The sequence below is a fragment of the Pseudomonas sp. LBUM1672 genome, assembly GCF_059695655.1.
The window spans coordinates 5377606-5397817 of sequence record NZ_CP166781.1; the positions used below are offsets into that span (position 1 = coordinate 5377606).

Annotated in this window: 13 protein-coding genes, 2 tRNA genes and 3 rRNA genes; 3 read left to right on the plus strand and 15 right to left on the minus strand. The window is 56.9% G+C overall.

Features of this window, described 5'->3' with window-relative positions:
- Positions 1-33: 33 nt before the first annotated feature.
- Complete coding sequence (gene rimI / locus ACA053_RS24575; protein ID WP_008145534.1) at positions 34-486, minus strand: ribosomal protein S18-alanine N-acetyltransferase; 453 nt, start codon at positions 484-486, stop codon at positions 34-36.
- Positions 479-1240, minus strand: coding sequence for an energy transducer TonB (locus ACA053_RS24580; protein ID WP_497396235.1), 762 nt, complete (start codon positions 1238-1240; stop codon positions 479-481). Before ACA053_RS24580 ends, rimI begins: the two co-directional genes overlap by 8 nt.
- Before the next feature lie 219 nt (positions 1241-1459).
- Between ACA053_RS24580 and mksB the strand changes: the two genes are divergently transcribed.
- From mksB to mksF, 3 genes are read left to right on the plus strand one after another with little or no spacing between them, the layout of a single operon-like run.
- A complete protein-coding gene (mksB, locus tag ACA053_RS24585) occupies positions 1460-2737 on the plus strand; it encodes an Mks condensin complex protein MksB (protein WP_283181672.1) in 1278 nt (425 codons plus the stop codon).
- Positions 2727-3428 (plus strand): Mks condensin complex protein MksE, encoded by a 702-nt coding sequence (gene mksE / locus ACA053_RS24590; protein WP_109634847.1) that lies wholly within the window; start codon positions 2727-2729, stop codon positions 3426-3428. The genes mksB and mksE overlap by 11 nt, the downstream gene beginning before the upstream one ends.
- Positions 3425-6265, plus strand: a complete 2841-nt coding sequence (gene mksF, locus ACA053_RS24595) for an Mks condensin complex protein MksF (RefSeq protein ID WP_109634850.1) — start codon at positions 3425-3427, stop codon at positions 6263-6265. Before mksE ends, mksF begins: the two co-directional genes overlap by 4 nt.
- 201 nt (positions 6266-6466) lie before the next feature.
- Here mksF and ACA053_RS24600 read toward each other — a convergent pair whose 3' ends face one another.
- From ACA053_RS24600 to ilvN, 13 genes are all read right to left on the minus strand, one after another.
- Positions 6467-8770: a PqiB family protein gene (locus ACA053_RS24600; RefSeq protein ID WP_109634852.1), complete on the minus strand. Its 2304-nt coding sequence runs from the start codon at positions 8768-8770 to the stop codon at positions 6467-6469.
- Positions 8763-9386 (minus strand): paraquat-inducible protein A, encoded by a 624-nt coding sequence (locus tag ACA053_RS24605; protein ID WP_109634854.1) that lies wholly within the window; start codon positions 9384-9386, stop codon positions 8763-8765. Before ACA053_RS24605 ends, ACA053_RS24600 begins: the two co-directional genes overlap by 8 nt.
- Positions 9373-10032 carry a paraquat-inducible protein A gene (locus ACA053_RS24610; protein ID WP_109634855.1) on the minus strand — a complete coding sequence of 220 codons (660 nt, stop codon included), beginning with the start codon at positions 10030-10032 and terminating at the stop codon, positions 9373-9375. The genes ACA053_RS24605 and ACA053_RS24610 overlap by 14 nt, the downstream gene beginning before the upstream one ends.
- A 149-nt stretch (positions 10033-10181) precedes the next feature.
- Positions 10182-10297, minus strand: a 5S ribosomal RNA gene (rrf, locus tag ACA053_RS24615).
- Positions 10298-10470: 173 nt separating this feature from the next.
- A 23S ribosomal RNA gene (locus tag ACA053_RS24620) occupies positions 10471-13362 on the minus strand.
- Positions 13363-13611: 249 nt separating this feature from the next.
- Positions 13612-13687, minus strand: a tRNA-Ala gene (locus ACA053_RS24625).
- Between the two features lie 27 nt (positions 13688-13714).
- Positions 13715-13791: transfer RNA gene (locus tag ACA053_RS24630), tRNA-Ile, on the minus strand.
- Positions 13792-13873: 82 nt separating this feature from the next.
- Positions 13874-15412, minus strand: a 16S ribosomal RNA gene (locus ACA053_RS24635).
- The 16S, 23S and 5S rRNA genes sit together here with 2 tRNA genes alongside, the layout of an rRNA operon.
- 543 nt (positions 15413-15955) lie before the next feature.
- The gene (msrQ, locus tag ACA053_RS24640; RefSeq protein WP_109634857.1) at positions 15956-16576 is read right to left on the minus strand and encodes a protein-methionine-sulfoxide reductase heme-binding subunit MsrQ; all 621 of its coding nucleotides are present in this window, start codon (positions 16574-16576) and stop codon (positions 15956-15958) included.
- A complete protein-coding gene (gene msrP, locus ACA053_RS24645; protein ID WP_497313711.1) occupies positions 16576-17589 on the minus strand; it encodes a protein-methionine-sulfoxide reductase catalytic subunit MsrP in 1014 nt (337 codons plus the stop codon). Before msrP ends, msrQ begins: the two co-directional genes overlap by 1 nt.
- A gap of 63 nt (positions 17590-17652) precedes the next feature.
- Complete coding sequence (gene pssA / locus ACA053_RS24650; protein ID WP_109634860.1) at positions 17653-18510, minus strand: CDP-diacylglycerol--serine O-phosphatidyltransferase; 858 nt, start codon at positions 18508-18510, stop codon at positions 17653-17655.
- Positions 18511-18654: 144 nt separating this feature from the next.
- Positions 18655-19671, minus strand: a complete 1017-nt coding sequence (ilvC, locus tag ACA053_RS24655) for a ketol-acid reductoisomerase (protein ID WP_007948647.1) — start codon at positions 19669-19671, stop codon at positions 18655-18657.
- A 48-nt stretch (positions 19672-19719) separates the two neighbouring features.
- On the minus strand, positions 19720-20211 hold the full coding sequence (ilvN, locus tag ACA053_RS24660; RefSeq protein ID WP_003205610.1) for an acetolactate synthase small subunit: 492 nt from the start codon (positions 20209-20211) through the stop codon (positions 19720-19722).
- Between the last annotated feature and the right edge of the window lies 1 nt (position 20212).

The following is a 20212-nucleotide window of genomic DNA, read 5'->3' on the forward strand; positions in this document are numbered from 1 at the left end:
GGGAGCAAGCTCCCTCGCCACAATAGCTGTGGTTCAATCAACGAGGGTGCAGGCCATGACCACGGCATCTTCTCGCCCGCCCACCGCCGGGTAGTAATCCCGACGACGACCAATCTCGTTAAACCCATACCGCTCATACAACTTGAACGCCCCACGGTTGCTGTCGCGCACTTCCAGGAAACACTCTCGCGCCTTGGCGTCATACGCCCGGGACATCAAATGCTCCAGCAGCGTCAAACCCAGGCCACGGCCCTGATTCTCCGGCTTGACGGTGATGTTCAGCAGGTGCGCTTCATCAAGGATGATCTGCACCACGCCATGACCGACTTGCTGCTGGCCTTCGAACATCAGCCAGATCTGATATTTACCCAGCCCATCGAGAAAAATCCCGCGGGTCCAGGGATGGCTGTAGGCCGCGTATTCGATTTTCAGTACAGCGTCGAGGTCGGCCTCGGTCATCGGGCGGAACGATACAGCGTCACTCATTTGATTCTTTCCAGCGCGCCATCAGCCGACGCATGGCTTGCCAGACATCAGCCTTACGCTGTGGCTCTTCCATTAATAATTCCAGGCCCGGCAGAGCCCAGACCGAGCCCAGGCCTTCGACCTGGAGTTCGCGGTTGAAGGATTCGGCATTTGCCTCACCGGCAAAACGCACGGCCGGCAAGCCGATCAGCCACACGCAGACACACGGAGCGTCTTCCAGTCGGGCCGAGAGGAAACCTTGCACGAAATCCCGAGCGGCTTCCGGGCCCTGGTCCATGGTACCCCGGACCAGCAGCGGCCAGCGTACCGGCTCACCGATGATCTGCGGGCTGTCCGGCAGACCGGCGGCACGCAGCATGTCCTTGAGCAGCAGATAAGCAGGGTCGCGGGTCTGGAACGTTTCGCCTGTGGGTAACTCGACCAACAGCAGGCAACGACCGGCGCGCAGCAATTGCAGGGAAAAACGCGGTGGCGGCACGACCGGCGCTTTGACCGCGACCGGCGCGGCCTCTTCTTCGACCTTGGCGTTCGTGCGCGTGCTGGCCAACGAGGGGCGCGGCACTTCGATCTTGACCCGTTCCGTCGGCGTCACCACCGGCGCAGCGGCGGCGTTGGCGGCGTTGGCGGCAGGCGCTGGCGCAGAGACCGGCACCACAGGCGCGACGATCAGCGGCTCCGGGATCTCCAGCAACTCGGGACGCGAGGGCGCGGCAAAGGGCAATTCGGTGCGCGGCAGCCAGTTGACCACCTGCATGGCGGTCAAATAGGCGCGGCGACGGGACTCGATTAGCAAAGGTCGGCCACTTGTGGATAACTAAAGTGCGGTGATTCTACCGCCCTTCGCTCAAGATCGCCCACGCTTGATCGATACTCTTTCCCTTAGAAACAGCTACAGCCTGTCCCGAGAGTGAATCGCATCGGTCCCGATGCAGTACAATCGCGGCTTTTAATCGCCAACCAGCCGGCCATTCCGATGATCGAACCCAAGCGCGTCTTGCGCGCCCTCGCTGAACACTGGGCACTTTTGGAGCCACTGTGCGAGCACTTCGACCAGGGCACCTTGAGCCTCAACGAACTGCGTTCACAGTTGGCCGCCCAGCAACTCGACAGTACGCCGCAGGACATCACCAGCCTGCTGGACGTGTGGATCCGCCTCGACATTCTGGTTCCCGTGGCGAAAAGCCCGAACCGTTTCGAGCTCAACGCGCAGATCCACGACTTCCTCGCGTACCTGCGCCGAGAGCACCGTCTGGGCCTGTGCCTGGAAATCGAAGCCTATTTGCGCCACCTCGAACGCCTGGCTGGTTATATCCAGGACGCCTTCGACATCCGCGACGGCCACGACCTTGCACGTCAATTGCGCCTGCTCGACATGCGCGTACGCGATGTTCTGAAGAAACTGGCCAACGACGAACAGGCCCTGGTGGCCGTCGCCGAACGCGCCAAGACCAGCGATCGGCAGATCCCGCTGCGTCAGCGTTACGCTGAAGTACTGGCGACCTGGGACGAATACGTCGAGCCGATGATTCAGCTGGTGAACGCCGACGGCGCCTTCGAGCAAGGCGTGCGCAAAGTCGAAAACGTCCTGCTGAAGATGCTCACCGAGCAGCAGCGACTCGGCCACCTGGTCGATGACGACATGCTGCTGCGCACCCACGCGCGCATCCTCGAAATGCAGACCAGCGCCCAGCTGACCCTGCGTCATGCCCGCGAACTGCTGCTGCCATTGCGCGAAGAAGCCCGCCGTCACAACGCCGTGACCCGTGGCGCGGCGCTGGCCTTGTCGGCCATCCGTCGCAAAGGCATCGATGCCGTGCCACAAGCCGCGATGCCGATGTTCACCCGGCCGCAAAGCACCTTCCTTGGCAGTGCCAGCCAAGTCGAAGCCTACGTGTACGCCCTGGCCCGATTCGAGCCGAAACCGGCGCGGTTCCCCAAGGCTCACAAGACGCAGAAAGGCGAAGCCCCGCGCGCGCCACGCACCGTTCGCGAAATGCTCGAACGCTGCGAAGACGCCCTGCCGATGCCGGACCTGATGACCTGGTTGCTGGAGCAAGAACCGGACGGTGCCACCGACGAATTGCTTTACTGGTTCTCGCGTCTGTCGCGGGAAAAACGCTTTAAACGCGAGCGTCTGGAACGCCGCGATTACCACACTCACGAGCACCAGGTCAGCCTGCGCTCCTTCGCCCTGCTCTCGGCCCGCGACACCGCCGCCGAGGATTCTGCGAGCACCCCACATGCATCTTGATCTATCCGAACTGTCCCAACTCGCGCCGATCTTCCGCGAACTGTTCAAGGGCTATCACGTCAGCCGCCGCGATCCGGAACTGTACGCGCAACTGTCGAACTTCCAGGACCAGTACCGCACGCTGTTCCGGGCGCTGGGTTATGAGTTGGTCTGCGACACCCGTGGCTTCTACTACTTCGTTCCGGACTTGGCTGCGGCGGCGGTGAACAAGACCGCGCAACGTCTGGCGCTGTTCACTTTCATCCTCGTCGAGCACCTGGCCGATCAGGGCCGCGACCCGGTCGCCGTGCTCGACGGTGGCAGCCTTGGCCGTGATGAGTTGCCGTCCTTGTTGGAAAAATACCGCGACCTGTTTATCCAGGCCGAAGTACAGACCGTCGAAGAACTCGAAGAAAAAATCATGCGCCGCATGACTCAGCTCGGTTTTGCCGGCGAAGAAAACGGCGTCTACCGTTTCCTACCGCCGATGCACCGCTTCCTTGATGTCTGCCTGTCGGTTCAGCAGGACCGCGATCTGGCGGCCAGCCTGCACAGCGTGTTGCCGTTGCCGGTTCCAGTATTGATCGACGACGATAGCGACGAAAAACTGCTGCAAACCGACGACCCGCTGGACCTCAGTGACTTCGAAGAAGACAGCGAAGAAGACGCCATGGCCCGCGCCATTGCCGAAGAACAGGAGACCGACGCATGAGCAAGGAACGCTACGGCATTCGCCGCTTCGCCCTTTTGAACACCGCCGGTTACAGCCTCGGCTTGTTCCCGCTGGAAGAACCGTTGTCGGTCTACGGCGCGAACAACCTCGGTAAATCCGCATCGATCAACGCCTTGCAGTTCCCGATTCTGGCGCGCATGTCGGACATGAGTTTCGGCAAGTACAGCCTGGAACAATCCCGCCGTTTCTACTTCGCTTCGGACACCAGTTACATCCTGGTCGAAGTGTCCCTCCCCCACGGCCCGCACGTGATCGGCGTGGTCGGTCGCGGCCCGGGCGGTGGTTTCGGTCACCAGTTCTTCGCCTACGCCGGCAAACTGGATCTGGCCCATTACCAGAAGAACGACACCTGCCTGCGTCAGAAAGAATTGTTCACCAACCTTGAGCGCGAAGGCCTGAAAGCCTACGAACTCAAACCGGATGAACTGCGTCGTTTGCTGGTCGGCGGCCACACTTCGATCCCCCTGGACCTGACGCTGATCCCGCTGCGCTCCACCAGCGAGCAGAGCCTGAAGACCTTCCGCGCCCTGTTCATCAACTTGCTGCACATGCGCGAAATCACCGCGGCCAAGCTCAAGCAGCTGTTCCTCGATGCGTTTGAACACAGCCTGCGCTCCGGCAGCGTCGATTACATCGCCGCGTGCGAAGAAGCGTTCCGCGATGTCCGTCGCATGGAACAGGACTACAACTCGCTGGTGACTGCCGGCCCATTGGTCGAAGCCCTTGCGGCAGGCGTGACCCAGCGCAATATCCTGCGCGGCAAGCTGCACCGGATCTCGCCGCTGCTCGATTCGTTGCTGGGCACCTGGTCGGATTACGCCAGTGCGCGCAAGGAAGAGTTGACGATTCAGGCCGAGCACTACCGCAACGAGCAGGACGCGCTGCAAAACGATCAGCGCGGCGGCACTCAGGAGCTGATGCGCCTGGAGCGGGAAATCACCGGCATCCAGCGCTGGCTCGGCGAGCTGTCGGTGCTCAAGCATCGCTTCGCGTTGGTTGATGACGTCAAAGTGCTGGAACAGCAACTGCTCGCGGCCAAGGACGCGCACGACGAACTGGCCGGTGCACTGGCGCAGTCGCGGCAGTTCTCTGCCGAAGACCTGGAAGAACGTCTGCGGGACCTGGAAAAACGCCTGAAGTCGGTGAAGCAGCAACTCGATCACGCCGACAACAACAGCTACGCCCGTCTGCGCGAGGAATTCTCGCAACAGGACGTCGAGCGTCTGATGCGCCTGTTCAACAGCGCACTGTTCAGCCTGCCGCTGGGCGAACACGGCATTACGCTGGACGAGGACGGTCAGTGGGTCAAGTCCATGGAGTTGATCCTCGACGGTTTCAAAGGCGAGCGCTTCGAAGTGCCGGGACTGTCCATCGACATCTCGCACATTGAGCCGCCGGCCCTGCAAGCTTTGGCTGACCGCGCGGCATTGCGCGATCAGAAAGAGCGTCTGGACAAAGAACTCAAGCAGCTTAAAACCCAGGCGGCCGTGGCCGCCGACCGTGCCGCGAGCAAGACCCAGACCGAAGCGCTGTACCAGCAAGTGCTGGACGCGCAGAAAGCCCTGGAAGATTTCCGTCGCGCGCAAACCCTGAGTGCCGAGGAAGGCGACAAACTCGAACAACTGGCGCAGATGGAAGCGGCGCAGGACGAATTGAAGCGTTCCAGCGATGCCTTCACCGAACGCGTCCAGCAACTGTCGGCCAAGCTGCAACTGGTCGGCCGGCAGATCGGCGACATGGAAGCCAAGCAACGCACCCTCGACGACGCCTTGCGCCGCCGCCAGCTGTTGCCGGCAGACCTGCCGTTCGGCACACCGTTCATGGACCCTATCGATGATTCCATGGACAACCTGCTGCCCCTGCTCAACGACTACCAGGACAGTTGGCAGGGTTTGCAGCGCAGCGACGGTCAGATCGAGGCGTTGTACGCTCAGGTCCGTCTCAAAGGCGTGGCCAAGTTCGACAGCGAAGACGATATGGAGCGTCGCCTGCAACTGCTGATCAACGCCTATGCGCACCGTACCGACGAAGCCCTGACTCTTGGCAAGGCCCGCCGTGCGGCGGTCACCGACATCGCCCGGACCCTGCGCAACATCCGCAGCGACTACGACAGCCTCGAGCATCAACTGGCGCTGTTCAACCGTGAGATCAACAAACGTCAGGTCTCCAACCTGCAGAGCTTCCGCATCGTGCTCGCGCCGAACAAGGAAGCGCTCAAGCACATCGACCAGATCATCCACAGTGCCGGCCAGTACGAAGAAGGCGAAACCCTCTCCGTCTTCGACCTGAGCCAAAGTGCCGATCAGGACAACAAGAACGAAGAAGCCAAGGAATACCTGGCACGGCTGGTGGCGGCGAACCACAACCAGCTCGGCCTCAAGGACTTGTTCGAACTGGCGTTCGAGATCACCAAGGTCAACGGTCAACCGGTGATTCACACTGACATCGACGGCGCGGCCTCCAACGGCACCACGATGACCATCAAGGCGCTGACCAACATGTACTTGTTGCTGCACTTGATGGACCGCGACCAGGCCGGTCGCGTGCGCCTGCCGTACTACCTCGACGAGGCGGCGGACATCGACGAGAAGAACCAGGCCGCGTTGCTGGAAACCAGCCTGCAGCTGGGCTTCGTGCCGATCCTGGCGAGTGTGAAGCCGCAGGTCTGCGCCAGTGTGGCGATTGACCTGGAAGGTGGCAGCGGGCCGAACGGGATCTACATCGATGAGGCGGACTGGAAGTACATTCGCCGGCATGATGAGGTGAAGGCTGCTGTTGTTGCACAGGCGGACGAGCCGGAGCTGGATGCGGTCTGATTTGGCGTTAAATCGAAGGCAATAAAAAAGGCCGCGATCCAATGGATTGCGGCCTTTTTTATGGTGCGAGACTTGTAGTGGACTCCAGGGCCTCTTCGCGAGCAAGCCCGCTCCCACATTGTTTCTGCGCCGTGCACAAATTCAGTGTGGGAGCGGGCTTGCTCGCGAAGGCGTCATCACAGACGCCCAATCAACGTCCCGCTATTTACCGAGTGAAATCTTCGGCGCCCAGGTCAGCCACTCATCTTCAAACTTGTCGAACAACGGGAACGTCTGCTCAGGCCGCGCTGGGCTACCCATGCGATCACCATCTGGCGTTGCGAAGGCGATGCCGCCCTGAATCAACGTTTCAAGGGATTCAGTCCTTACCGTCGCGCCTTTGAACAAGCCGTAGTCGAAACCGAAACCGCTGGTGTTCCAGAAACGCGTGCCGCTGCGCACCAATGGCGCGTATTTCGGCTCGATCAGGATGTGTACCAAGACACGATCAGCGGTCTGGCCCAACTCATAGCCCGTCACTTTGCCCACGGTGACCTCGCGGTACGTCACCGGCACACCGGTTTTCAAGGACCCACGGCGAGCGGCGCTCAGAACCAGACTCAAACCGGCTTCCTGTTTGGCCGATTCCGGTGGAGTGGCCAGGGCGACGAAGTTCTTCTGCGGGCCGAGGTTCTTCGGCGCGGGCTGTACTTCAATGTATTGGCCGGTGACCAATGTTTCCAGGTTAGAAGTCTTGATCAGGCCCAGCTCAGGCTTGACCACCCAAAATTGGCTGCCGACCCGGGCAATGCGCTCCGGCACTTCGGTGATTCGTGCGGTGAGCATCACCGATTGCAGGTCATCACTGAGGTCGACGTCTTCAATCTTGCCAACGTCCAGGCCTTTGAATCTCACGGGGGTGCCGCTGTGCAAACCATCGGCGCGATCAACCTTGATGGTGACCACGGTGCCTTTCTGATTGGCCTCCTCATGGTTGGCGAACAGGCGAAAACGTGGAATGCGCTTCTGCAACGGCGCCTTGGCTTCTGGGGTTTCGAAAGCGATACCGCCGGCCATCAGGCTTTGCAGCGACTCGCTTTTGACCTGGATTCCGCCAGTCAATCCGCCTGTGAGCGTGATGCCGCTGGCGTTCCAGAAGCGGGTCGACGCGTTGACCAGGCCTTCGTACTCCTTCTCGATGTGGACACCGATCACCAGTTGCTTCTTCTTCTTGGAGAACTGATAGCTCTGCACCGAACCGACCTTGACCTGCTTGTAGAGAATCGGACTGCCGACTTCCAGCGACCCCAGATTCTCGGTGAACAACACCAGGTGCAGGCCGGGCGAACGCAGGTCCAGCGGCGGCGCCTTGGGCCTGGCAACGAACTCACGTTGCGGCGCAGCCCCTTTGTCGCCCGGTCGCACAGCGATGTAGTTACCTTTGACCAAGGCCTCCAGACCGGTGATACCGGCAAGGGAAATCGACGGTTTGACTACCCAGAACTGAGTGCCTTCGACCAGATAATCCTCGGCCAGTGGGTCAAGGGTCAATTCGGCAGTGGCGGCATTCAGGTCCGCATCGACCTTCAGCGCTTTCAGGTTGCCGACCTGGATGCCTTTGTACATGACCGGTGTACGGCCGGCCTGCAGGCCTTCGAAATCGCTCAATTTGACCTTTACCCGAATACCGGCAGCGGCGGCATCGAAATCCTCGTAGAGACGGAATGGCAGGCTCGGATCGGTGGGCGGGCTGTCCTTGCGGTTCTCCGGCGTGGCGAACGCCATACCGCCTGCGACGATGCTGGCGAGCGATTCGCTGCGCACTTTCACACCCGACAGGTTGGCGTCGATGCTGATGCCGCTGGCGTTCCAGAAACGCGTGTGTTTGCGCACCAGATTGGCGTAGGTGGGCTCAATGAAGACTTTGAGTTCGACAGTGCTTTGGTCTTCCGACAGCAAGTAGCTTTTGACCTGGCCAACTTTGATCTGCTTGTAGAACACCGGGCTGCCACGGTTCAGTGAACCGAGACGATCAGCCTTGATGGTGAGGTGCAGACCGGGCTGGGAGTCCGACAGAGGGGGCTCTTCGGCCAGGGCTTTGAACTTGCGGGTCGGCTCGCCCTCGCCGGGACTGATGGCCACGTAGTTACCGGACACCAGCGTTTCCAGCCCGGTGATACCGGCCAGGGTCACGCTGGGTTTGACCAGCCAGAAACGGGTGCTGGTCTTGAGGTATTGCTCCACGTCCTTGTTCATCTCGACGGTGGCGATCACCCCTTTGGAGCTGCCTTCATCATCGAGCTTGAGGGTTTTCACCTTGCCGACTGACATGCCTTTGTAGACGACTTCAGTCTTGTTGGCCTGAATGCCTTCACCGCTTTCGAAACGCACCTGAATCTCGATGCCGGTTTCGCTGTAGGCACGCCAGCCGAGCCAGCCGCCGATGATCAAGGCGATCAGGGGCAACACCCAGATGGCAGACCAGTTCGAGGCCGGTCGGGTTTTAGCTGTAGGCAAATCAGTCATGGTCGTCGTCCGACTCCGTGTTATCCCAAATCAGTCGGGGATCGAAAGTAACTGCGGCAAGCATCGTCAGAATCACCACACTGGCGAAAGCGATGGCGCCAAGATTGGCTTCGACGCTGGCGAGCCGTCCGAAATTCACGACCGCCACCAGGATGGCGATCACAAAGATGTCCAGCATCGACCAGCGGCCGATGAACTCGATAAAGCGGTACATCCAGATTCGCTGGCGTGCCGAGAGTGGCTGGCGACGTTGCACTGAAAACAGCAGCAGCGCGATGCCTACCAGTTTGAACGTTGGTACCAGAATACTGGCGATAAAAACTACGGCGGCGATGGGAATCATGCCGTGCTGAACCAGCTGGATGACACCGGACATGATCGTACTCGGATCGCCCTGCCCCAATGAGCTGACGGTCATGATCGGCAGCACATTGGCCGGGATATAGAGAATCGCGCCGGTTATCAGCAGCGCCCAGGTACGCACCAGACTGTTCGGACGACGGGCGTGCACCAGCGCACCGCAACGGGTGCAGGTCTGCTCGTCGGTGTCGGCTTCCTGCTTGTTCAATTCATGGCATTCGGTGCAAATCAGAATGCCTGCATCAATCGCCCGCATGGGCATCCTCTCCTGACAAAGCCTGCCAGATCTGATGAGGTGACATCACAACCTCCAACCAGACCTGGACCAACAACAAACTGATGAAACACGCCAAACCAAGGCCTACGGTAATGGCTGCCATATCTGCCAGCTTGACGATCGCTACCAGTACGCCCATGAGGTAAACCTCGAGCATCCCCCAGTCCCGTAGATGGTGGTAAATGCGGTAGAGCAACAAGCCGTAGCTGCGTCCGATATCAAAGCGGATGGTCAACAGCACGGCCAATTGGCAGAGCAGCTTGAGCAGCGGAATTCCCATGCTGCACAGGAACACAATCACCGAGACGCCTTGCATGCCGGTGTCGAACAAGCCGACAACGCCGGTCCAGACGGTGTCTTGCGACGATTGCCCGAGTAGATTGAGCTGCATGATGGGTAAAAAGTTCGCCGGGATGTACAACAGCAAAGCGGCGATGACCAACGCGAGACTGCGCTGCACCACGTTATGGCGATGGGCGTAGAGCTCGTAACCACAGCGTGGGCATAAGGCTTTCTCGCCATGGGCGAGTTGGGGCTTGCGCATGAGCAAGTCACACTCATGGCACGCCACCAAGTCGTCCAGCGGTAATTCTGACAGCCCAGGGGCGTCAACCGGATCTGGCATAAAGGCTCTGGCCTCCGAAAAAGTTGGGCCTATTCTAGTGTCATGGCTCGAAAATAACTGTGCAAATTTGTGTTGTACCGAAGCAGTACTTTCCTGCGGGCAAAACAAAACCCCTACCTGCATACGCAGATAGGGGTTTCGGAATTTAATCTTGACGATGACCTACTCTCACATGGGGAAACCCCACACTACCATCGGCGATGCATCGTTTCACTGCTGAGTTCGGGATGGGATCAGGTGGTTCCAATGCTCTATGGTCGTCAAGAAATTCGGTAGCCAGGTCATGGGCCCTTACGGGTTCACGCTCCAGCGAATGGGTATGTGACAGCTTGGTGTTTTGTGAGTATCTCGAACTTTCGGTTCGTTTCGTCTTCACACACCGCAATCTGGTGCTCTTTCGCCTTTGGGCTCGAAGCAAGCAAATTGCTTGGGTGTTATATGGTCAAGCCTCACGGGCAATTAGTATTGGTTAGCTCAACGCCTCACAGCGCTTACACACCCAACCTATCAACGTCGTAGTCTTCGACGGCCCTTCAGGGGACTCAAGGTCCCAGTGAGATCTCATCTTGAGGCTAGTTTCCCGCTTAGATGCTTTCAGCGGTTATCTATTCCGAACATAGCTACCCGGCAATGCCACTGGCGTGACAACCGGAACACCAGAGGTTCGTCCACTCCGGTCCTCTCGTACTAGGAGCAGCCCCTCTCAAATCTCAAACGTCCACGGCAGATAGGGACCGAACTGTCTCACGACGTTCTAAACCCAGCTCGCGTACCACTTTAAATGGCGAACAGCCATACCCTTGGGACCGGCTTCAGCCCCAGGATGTGATGAGCCGACATCGAGGTGCCAAACACCGCCGTCGATATGAACTCTTGGGCGGTATCAGCCTGTTATCCCCGGAGTACCTTTTATCCGTTGAGCGATGGCCCTTCCATACAGAACCACCGGATCACTAAGACCTACTTTCGTACCTGCTCGACGTGTCTGTCTCGCAGTCAAGCGCGCTTTTGCCTTTATACTCTACGACCGATTTCCGACCGGTCTGAGCGCACCTTCGTACTCCTCCGTTACTCTTTAGGAGGAGACCGCCCCAGTCAAACTACCCACCATACACTGTCCTCGATCCGGATAACGGACCTGAGTTAGAACCTCAAAGTTGCCAGGGTGGTATTTCAAGGTTGGCTCCACGCGAACTGGCGTCCACGCTTCAAAGCCTCCCACCTATCCTACACAAGCAAATTCAAAGTCCAGTGCAAAGCTATAGTAAAGGTTCACGGGGTCTTTCCGTCTAGCCGCGGATACACTGCATCTTCACAGCGATTTCAATTTCACTGAGTCTCGGGTGGAGACAGCGCCGCCATCGTTACGCCATTCGTGCAGGTCGGAACTTACCCGACAAGGAATTTCGCTACCTTAGGACCGTTATAGTTACGGCCGCCGTTTACCGGGGCTTCGATCAAGAGCTTCGCGTTAGCTAACCCCATCAATTAACCTTCCGGCACCGGGCAGGCGTCACACCCTATACGTCCACTTTCGTGTTTGCAGAGTGCTGTGTTTTTAATAAACAGTCGCAGCGGCCTGGTATCTTCGACCGGCATGGGCTTACGCAGTAAATGCTTCACCCTCACCGGCGCACCTTCTCCCGAAGTTACGGTGCCATTTTGCCTAGTTCCTTCACCCGAGTTCTCTCAAGCGCCTTGGTATTCTCTACCCAACCACCTGTGTCGGTTTGGGGTACGGTTCCTGGTTACCTGAAGCTTAGAAGCTTTTCTTGGAAGCATGGCATCAACCACTTCGTGTTCTAAAAGAACACTCGTCATCAGCTCTCGGCCTTAGAATCCCGGATTTACCTAAGATTCCAGCCTACCACCTTAAACTTGGACAACCAACGCCAAGCTGGCCTAGCCTTCTCCGTCCCTCCATCGCAATAACCAGAAGTACAGGAATATTAACCTGTTTTCCATCGACTACGCTTTTCAGCCTCGCCTTAGGGACCGACTAACCCTGCGTCGATTAACGTTGCGCAGGAAACCTTGGTCTTTCGGCGTGGGTGTTTTTCACACCCATTGTCGTTACTCATGTCAGCATTCGCACTTCTGATACCTCCAGCAAGCTTCTCAACTCACCTTCACAGGCTTACAGAACGCTCCTCTACCGCATCACCTAAGTGATACCCGTAGCTTCGGTGTATGGTTTGAGCCCCGTTACATCTTCCGCGCAGGCCGACTCGACTAGTGAGCTATTACGCTTTCTTTAAAGGGTGGCTGCTTCTAAGCCAACCTCCTAGCTGTCTAAGCCTTCCCACATCGTTTCCCACTTAACCATAACTTTGGGACCTTAGCTGACGGTCTGGGTTGTTTCCCTTTTCACGACGGACGTTAGCACCCGCCGTGTGTCTCCCATGCTCGGCACTTGTAGGTATTCGGAGTTTGCATCGGTTTGGTAAGTCGGGATGACCCCCTAGCCGAAACAGTGCTCTACCCCCTACAGTGATACATGAGGCGCTACCTAAATAGCTTTCGAGGAGAACCAGCTATCTCCGAGCTTGATTAGCCTTTCACTCCGATCCACAGGTCATCCGCTAACTTTTCAACGGTAGTCGGTTCGGTCCTCCAGTTAGTGTTACCCAACCTTCAACCTGCCCATGGATAGATCGCCCGGTTTCGGGTCTATTCCCAGCGACTAGACGCCCTATTAAGACTCGCTTTCGCTACGCCTCCCCTATTCGGTTAAGCTCGCCACTGAAAATAAGTCGCTGACCCATTATACAAAAGGTACGCAGTCACCCAACAAAGTGGGCTCCCACTGCTTGTACGCATACGGTTTCAGGATCTATTTCACTCCCCTCTCCGGGGTTCTTTTCGCCTTTCCCTCACGGTACTAGTTCACTATCGGTCAGTCAGTAGTATTTAGCCTTGGAGGATGGTCCCCCCATATTCAGACAAAGTTTCTCGTGCTCCGTCCTACTCGATTTCATGACCAAGAGATTTTCGCGTACAGGGCTATCACCCACTATGGCCGCACTTTCCAGAGCGTTCCGCTAATCTCAAAGCCACTTAAGGGCTAGTCCCCGTTCGCTCGCCACTACTAAGGGAATCTCGGTTGATTTCTTTTCCTCAGGGTACTTAGATGTTTCAGTTCCCCTGGTTCGCCTCTTAAGCCTATGTATTCAGCTTAAGATAACCATCTTATGATGGCTGGGTTCCCCCATTCAGACATCTCCGGATCAAAGTCTGTTTGCCGACTCCCCGAAGCTTTTCGCAGGCTACCACGTCTTTCATCGCCTCTGACTGCCAAGGCATCCACCGTATGCGCTTCTTCACTTGACCATATAACCCCAAGCAATCTGGTTATACTGTGAAGACGACATTCGCCGAAAATTCGATAATACTCAATTAAGAGCAACTCACAAATTTTACCTTAGCCTGATCCGCTACCAGTGAAAGTAACGTTCAGTCTATCTTTCTATCACATACCCAAATTTTTAAAGAACGATCTAGCCAAAGACTAGAAATCAACATTCACCATCATCACAATGGAATGCTCATTTCTAAGCTTTCAACAAACAGAAGCAGTAGTGGTGGAGCCAAACGGGATCGAACCGTTGACCTCCTGCGTGCAAGGCAGGCGCTCTCCCAGCTGAGCTATGGCCCCGTATTTCTACAGGTTCCCACACAAAATTGGTGGGTCTGGGCAGATTCGAACTGCCGACCTCACCCTTATCAGGGGTGCGCTCTAACCAACTGAGCTACAGACCCAATTTCGGGCTGCTTCTTATCGTCTTCTTCAATGAATCAAGCAATTCGTGTGGGAACTTATGGAGCAGCTGATGTCGTCGATTAAGGAGGTGATCCAGCCGCAGGTTCCCCTACGGCTACCTTGTTACGACTTCACCCCAGTCATGAATCACACCGTGGTAACCGTCCTCCCGAAGGTTAGACTAGCTACTTCTGGTGCAACCCACTCCCATGGTGTGACGGGCGGTGTGTACAAGGCCCGGGAACGTATTCACCGCGACATTCTGATTCGCGATTACTAGCGATTCCGACTTCACGCAGTCGAGTTGCAGACTGCGATCCGGACTACGATCGGTTTTCTGGGATTAGCTCCACCTCGCGGCTTGGCAACCCTCTGTACCGACCATTGTAGCACGTGTGTAGCCCAGGCCGTAAGGGCCATGATGACTTGACGTCATCCCCACCTTCCTCCGGTTTGTCACCGGCAGTCTCCTTAGAGTGCCCACCATTACGTGCTGGTAACTAAGGACAAGGGTTGCGCTCGTTACGGGACTTAACCCAACATCTCACGACACGAGCTGACGACAGCCATGCAGCACCTGTCTCAATGTTCCCGAAGGCACCAATCCATCTCTGGAAAGTTCATTGGATGTCAAGGCCTGGTAAGGTTCTTCGCGTTGCTTCGAATTAAACCACATGCTCCACCGCTTGTGCGGGCCCCCGTCAATTCATTTGAGTTTTAACCTTGCGGCCGTACTCCCCAGGCGGTCAACTTAATGCGTTAGCTGCGCCACTAAGAGCTCAAGGCTCCCAACGGCTAGTTGACATCGTTTACGGCGTGGACTACCAGGGTATCTAATCCTGTTTGCTCCCCACGCTTTCGCACCTCAGTGTCAGTATCAGTCCAGGTGGTCGCCTTCGCCACTGGTGTTCCTTCCTATATCTACGCATTTCACCGCTACACAGGAAATTCCACCACCCTCTACCATACTCTAGCTTGTCAGTTTTGAATGCAGTTCCCAGGTTGAGCCCGGGGATTTCACATCCAACTTAACAAACCACCTACGCGCGCTTTACGCCCAGTAATTCCGATTAACGCTTGCACCCTCTGTATTACCGCGGCTGCTGGCACAGAGTTAGCCGGTGCTTATTCTGTCGGTAACGTCAAAACACTTACGTATTAGGTAAATGCCCTTCCTCCCAACTTAAAGTGCTTTACAATCCGAAGACCTTCTTCACACACGCGGCATGGCTGGATCAGGCTTTCGCCCATTGTCCAATATTCCCCACTGCTGCCTCCCGTAGGAGTCTGGACCGTGTCTCAGTTCCAGTGTGACTGATCATCCTCTCAGACCAGTTACGGATCGTCGCCTTGGTGAGCCATTACCTCACCAACTAGCTAATCCGACCTAGGCTCATCTGATAGCGCAAGGCCCGAAGGTCCCCTGCTTTCTCCCGTAGGACGTATGCGGTATTAGCGTCCGTTTCCGAGCGTTATCCCCCACTACCAGGCAGATTCCTAGGCATTACTCACCCGTCCGCCGCTCGCCACCAGGTACAAGTACCCGTGCTGCCGCTCGACTTGCATGTGTTAGGCCTGCCGCCAGCGTTCAATCTGAGCCATGATCAAACTCTTCAGTTCAAACATCTTTGGGTTTTTAAGAAACCCTAAACTTGGCTCAGCAATCGTTGGTTACATCTTTGATTTCTCGCGGAGTAACTTGTGATGCCGATAATCTTGTTGACTATCAGTCTGACTCCACAAGCACCCACACGAATTGCTTGATTCAGTTGTTAAAGAGCGGTTGGTTAAGATCTTTCGTCTCAACCGAGGCGCGCATTCTACAGCAGCCTCTGTTGCTGTCAAGCGGTTATTTTCAGAAGTTTCAAAGCTTCCTTTGCAACTTCAACCACTTGCGCTTCCGATCTCTCGTTAGCGGGAGGCGAATTCTACAGCGTTACTCGCTGCTGTCAACACCTCTTTTTCTCCGCTTTCGACCGAGAAGATCGAACCGTCAATCAAGCCACACAAACCCGCTTGATCAACTCCTTCGGGGCTTCGATGACCTGAAGCAACCCGCTGTCGAAAACTGCGTAACTCTTTGTTTACCAAGGAGTTTTCCGTTTCGACTGCGCCGGAAGTGGGGCGAATTATAGACTTCCAGAATCTGCCGTCAACACCTATTTACGCTTTTCTTGCAGAAGGTACCTTTTTAGCTATTAAGCGCGGGATTCGGCGAGCAATCGGGGGAATGCGCAGCACTAACAGCAGCGCGCCTATAGAGGCATAGACAGACCATTCCTTCAAATCCGCTCGAACGATCCAAAGCATATGCAGCAAGCCGAGCCCGAGAATCACATAAGCCAGCCGATGCAACTTCTTCCAACGCACACCCAAGCGTCGCTGACTATAACGATTGGAGGTCACCGCCAATGCCAACAAACCAAGAAATCCCAACGTCCCGACAATGATGTACGGCCGCTTGCGCAACTCGACACCCAGCTGCGACCAGTCAAATCCAAGAATGAACGCTGTATAGCCGCTCAAATGCAGAACCACATAAGCGAAACACCACAGCCCCAGTTGCCGGCGTACAGCGATCCATCCCGCCCAACCGGTAAGTTTCTGCAGAGGCGTCATGCTTAAGGTTATCAATAGCAGGACAAGCGTCCCCAACCCGAGACGGTCAACCAGCACCTTGCCCGGGTCGGGGCCCAGCACATCCTGCCAAGCCTGATACAACCAAAGCAGCGGCCAGATCGCAGCCGCTATAAAGACGCCCACTCGCCAAAACAGATAACGCATCAGTAGTTCTTCCGCAGATCGAGCCCTGTATAGAGAGAAGCGACTTCATCCGAGTAGCCGTTGAACATCTGCGTATCCCGAACATTGGGCTTGAACAGACCGCTCGGCAACCGCCGCTCCCGCGCCTGGGTCCAGCGCGGGTGATCGACCGTAGGGTTCACGTTCGCATAAAAGCCGTACTCATCCGCGGCAATGCTCTGCCAGGTGGTTTTCGGCTGTTCACTGACCAGACTGATCCGCACGATGGATTTGATGCTCTTGAAGCCGTACTTCCAAGGCACCACCAACCGTAGCGGCGCCCCGTTCTGATTCGGCAATTCGCGCCCATACATGCCCACCGCAAGAATCGCCAGCGGATTCATCGCCTCATCCAACCGCAGCCCCTCTACATAGGGCCACTCGATCAAGGCAAAGCCGGAGCGCTGACCTGGCATGCTCTTGGGATCTTGCAGCGTTTCGAAACGGATGAACTTCGCCTTGGACGTAGGTTCGACCTCCTTCAGCAAAGCCGAGAGAGGAAAACCGATCCACGGAATGACCATCGACCAGGCCTCAACACAGCGAAGACGATAAATCCGCTCCTCCAATTGATAAGGCTTCATGAAGTCTTCCAGCGCATACCGCCCCGGCTTACCCACCTCCCCGTCTACTACCACGGTCCAAGGTTCAGTCTTCAACGAACCGGCATTGGCAGCAGGGTCGCCTTTATCAGTGCCGAACTCATAGAAGTTGTTGTAGTGGGTCGCATCCTTGAATGGCGTGATCGCCTCATCCTTGACGTTGACCGCCCCCCACTTGGTAGAAGGAAGCTTTTCGGCAAACCAGGAAGGTGCCTTGCCAGGCTCGACATCGGCGTAACGAGCGGCTTCGTCAGCACTGGCCCAACGCGGCAGACTGCTCACAGCCAGACCGGCTACGGCAGCACCCAATAGATTGCGTCGAGAAAGATAGAAGGATTCAGGCGTGACGTCCGACTCGTGGCAGTCAGACGCTTTGGGGACTTTGATCAGCATGGCAACTCCGCAGCATTGGAGGACAGATGCACCAATAGACTGCGGAGTATGAGGGAAATTACATCACTCGGCTTTTTTGTGCCGACGAAGATGCAACAGGTATTGCACCGGACCGGACGCCGCGTAAGCGAGGAAAACCAGCAGCAGAATGCGCGGTGGATCACTGAAGACCACGGCAAACACCAGCACCACCGCCAGGATCGCGACAAAAGGCACTCGTCCCTTCAAGTCCAGCTCCTTGAAGCTGTTGTACTTGATGTTGCTGACCATCAGCATGCCGGCGGCGGCCACCATCAGCGCAACCAGGAAGGACATCTTGGACCCCTGAATGCCGTAATCGCTGAACGCCCAGACAATCCCCGCGACCACACCCGCGGCAGCCGGGCTGGCCAGACCGATGAAGTAGCGTTTGTCCGCAGTGCCGACTTGCGTATTGAAGCGGGCCAGACGCAATGCCGCGCCAGCAACATAGATGAAGGCAACCATCCAGCCGACCTTGCCCATGTCGCCCAAGGCCCAGCCAAACGCCAGCAATGCCGGCGCGACACCAAAGGCGACCATGTCCGACAGCGAGTCGTACTCGGCGCCGAAGGCACTCTGGGTATTAGTCATACGGGCGACTCGACCATCGAGGCCGTCGAGCACCATGGCGACGAAAATCGCGATAGCGGCAAACGCGAAATACTTGCTCGCGCCAACCGAATCACCGGCACTCAAGGCGCTCTGGGCGCTCATCGAACTTATGATGGAATAAAACCCTGCGAACAGGTTCGCAGTGGTGAACAGATTCGGCAGAAGATAGATACCACGATGCCGGACTTTACGACCTTCAGCGTCGTGCCCTTCCTCGATGTGCTCATCGATGGGCAGCAGGCTTTCGGCGTCAGAAGCCTTGTTTGGCTCTTCGGGACGTTCGCTCATGGACATTACCTTGCAACGGGGTGGAAAGTTTCGACAGGTGTCTGGGACGACGGTTCGGCCGCAAACGATGCAGCTTTATACCAGAACCGGCCACCCAAACGAAAAAACGCGGCCTAAGCCGCGTTTTTCGTACAAGTGCGCGACTTAGTTTTTAGCTTTGTCGACGATCTTGTTGGCACCGATCCACGGCATCATGGAGCGCAGTTGCTCGCCGATGATTTCGATACCGTGAGCGGCGTTGTTACGACGCTTGGCGGTCATCGAAGGATAGCCGGTCGCGCCTTCGCTGATGAACATCTTGGCGTATTCGCCGTCCTGAATACGTTTCAGGGCGTTGCGCATGGCCTGACGGGATTCGGCGTTGATCACTTCCGGACCGGTCACGTACTCGCCGTACTCAGCGTTGTTGGAGATCGAGTAGTTCATGTTGGCGATGCCGCCTTCGTACATGAGGTCAACGATCAGCTTCAGTTCGTGCAGGCATTCGAAGTAAGCCATTTCCGGCGCGTAGCCAGCTTCAACCAGGGTTTCGAAACCGGCTTTGACCAGTTCAACGGTACCGCCGCACAGAACGGCTTGTTCGCCGAACAGGTCGGTTTCGGTCTCGTCCTTGAAGGTGGTTTCGATGATGCCGGTACGACCGCCACCCACGCCTGCGGCGTAGGACAGTGCAACGTTTTTGGCGTTGCCCGAAGCATCCTGGTAGATAGCGATCAGGTCAGGGATACCGCCGCCTTTGACGAACTCGGAACGCACGGTGTGGCCCGGTGCTTTCGGCGCGATCATGATCACGTCGAGGTCAGCGCGCGGAACAACCTGGTTGTAGTGGATCGCGAAGCCGTGGGAGAAGGCCAGGGTGGCGCCTTTCTTGATGTTCGGCTCGATTTCGTTCTTGTACAGGGCAGACTGGAACTCGTCCGGGGTCAGGATCATGACCAGGTCGGCCGCAGCAACAGCGGAAGCAACGTCGGTCACTTTCAGGCCGTGGGCTTCGGCTTTGGCAACAGTGGCCGAACCTTTGCGCAGACCGACAGTCACGTCAACGCCGGAGTCTTTCAGGTTGCACGCTTGAGCGTGGCCTTGGGAACCGTAACCAATGATGGCAACTTTCTTGCCCTGGATGATCGACAGGTCGCAGTCTTTTTCGTAATAAACTTTCATGAAATTCCCCTATATATCCAGGCCGTTCAGGCCATTCGCTAATTTGGTTTAGATGCTGAGTACTTTGTCGCCGCGAGCGATGCCGGTCACGCCGCTACGGACGGTTTCCAGGATCGAGGCGGTGCCAATGGACTGAATGAAGCTGTCGAGCTTGTCGCTGGTACCGGTCAATTGAACGGTATACACGCTAGCGCTGACATCGACGATCTGCCCACGGTAAATATCGGTGGTGCGCTTGATCTCGGCGCGCTGGGCGCCGGTGGCCTTGACCTTGACCAACATCAGTTCGCGCTCGATGTGAGCACTCTCCGACAGGTCGACCAGTTTGACCACTTCGATCAGCTTGTTCAGGTTCTTGGTGATCTGCTCGATGATTTCATCGTGGCCGACAGTGGTCAGCGTCAGACGCGACAAGGTCGGGTCTTCGGTAGGGGCCACGGTCAGGCTTTCGATGTTGTAGTTGCGCTGCGAGAACAGGCCGACTACACGAGACAGAGCACCGGGTTCGTTTTCCAGAAGCAGGGAAATAATATGTCGCATG

Excerpts from the sequence above, each read along its gene's own strand:
- rimI (WP_008145534.1), bottom strand. The coding sequence starts at position 486 with ATGAGTGACGCTGTATCGTTCCGCCCGATGACCGAGGCCGACCTCGAC.
- ACA053_RS24580 (WP_497396235.1), bottom strand. The coding sequence starts at position 1,240 with ATGCAGGTGGTCAACTGGCTGCCGCGCACCGAATTGCCCTTTGCCGCG.
- mksB (WP_283181672.1), top strand. The coding sequence starts at position 1,460 with ATGATCGAACCCAAGCGCGTCTTGCGCGCCCTCGCTGAACACTGGGCA.
- mksE (WP_109634847.1), top strand. The coding sequence starts at position 2,727 with ATGCATCTTGATCTATCCGAACTGTCCCAACTCGCGCCGATCTTCCGC.
- mksF (WP_109634850.1), top strand. The coding sequence starts at position 3,425 with ATGAGCAAGGAACGCTACGGCATTCGCCGCTTCGCCCTTTTGAACACC.
- ACA053_RS24600 (WP_109634852.1), bottom strand. The coding sequence starts at position 8,770 with ATGACTGATTTGCCTACAGCTAAAACCCGACCGGCCTCGAACTGGTCT.
- ACA053_RS24605 (WP_109634854.1), bottom strand. The coding sequence starts at position 9,386 with ATGCGGGCGATTGATGCAGGCATTCTGATTTGCACCGAATGCCATGAA.
- ACA053_RS24610 (WP_109634855.1), bottom strand. The coding sequence starts at position 10,032 with ATGCCAGATCCGGTTGACGCCCCTGGGCTGTCAGAATTACCGCTGGAC.
- msrQ (WP_109634857.1), bottom strand. The coding sequence starts at position 16,576 with ATGCGTTATCTGTTTTGGCGAGTGGGCGTCTTTATAGCGGCTGCGATC.
- msrP (WP_497313711.1), bottom strand. The coding sequence starts at position 17,589 with ATGCTGATCAAAGTCCCCAAAGCGTCTGACTGCCACGAGTCGGACGTC.
- pssA (WP_109634860.1), bottom strand. The coding sequence starts at position 18,510 with ATGAGCGAACGTCCCGAAGAGCCAAACAAGGCTTCTGACGCCGAAAGC.
- ilvC (WP_007948647.1), bottom strand. The coding sequence starts at position 19,671 with ATGAAAGTTTATTACGAAAAAGACTGCGACCTGTCGATCATCCAGGGC.
- ilvN (WP_003205610.1), bottom strand. The coding sequence starts at position 20,211 with ATGCGACATATTATTTCCCTGCTTCTGGAAAACGAACCCGGTGCTCTG.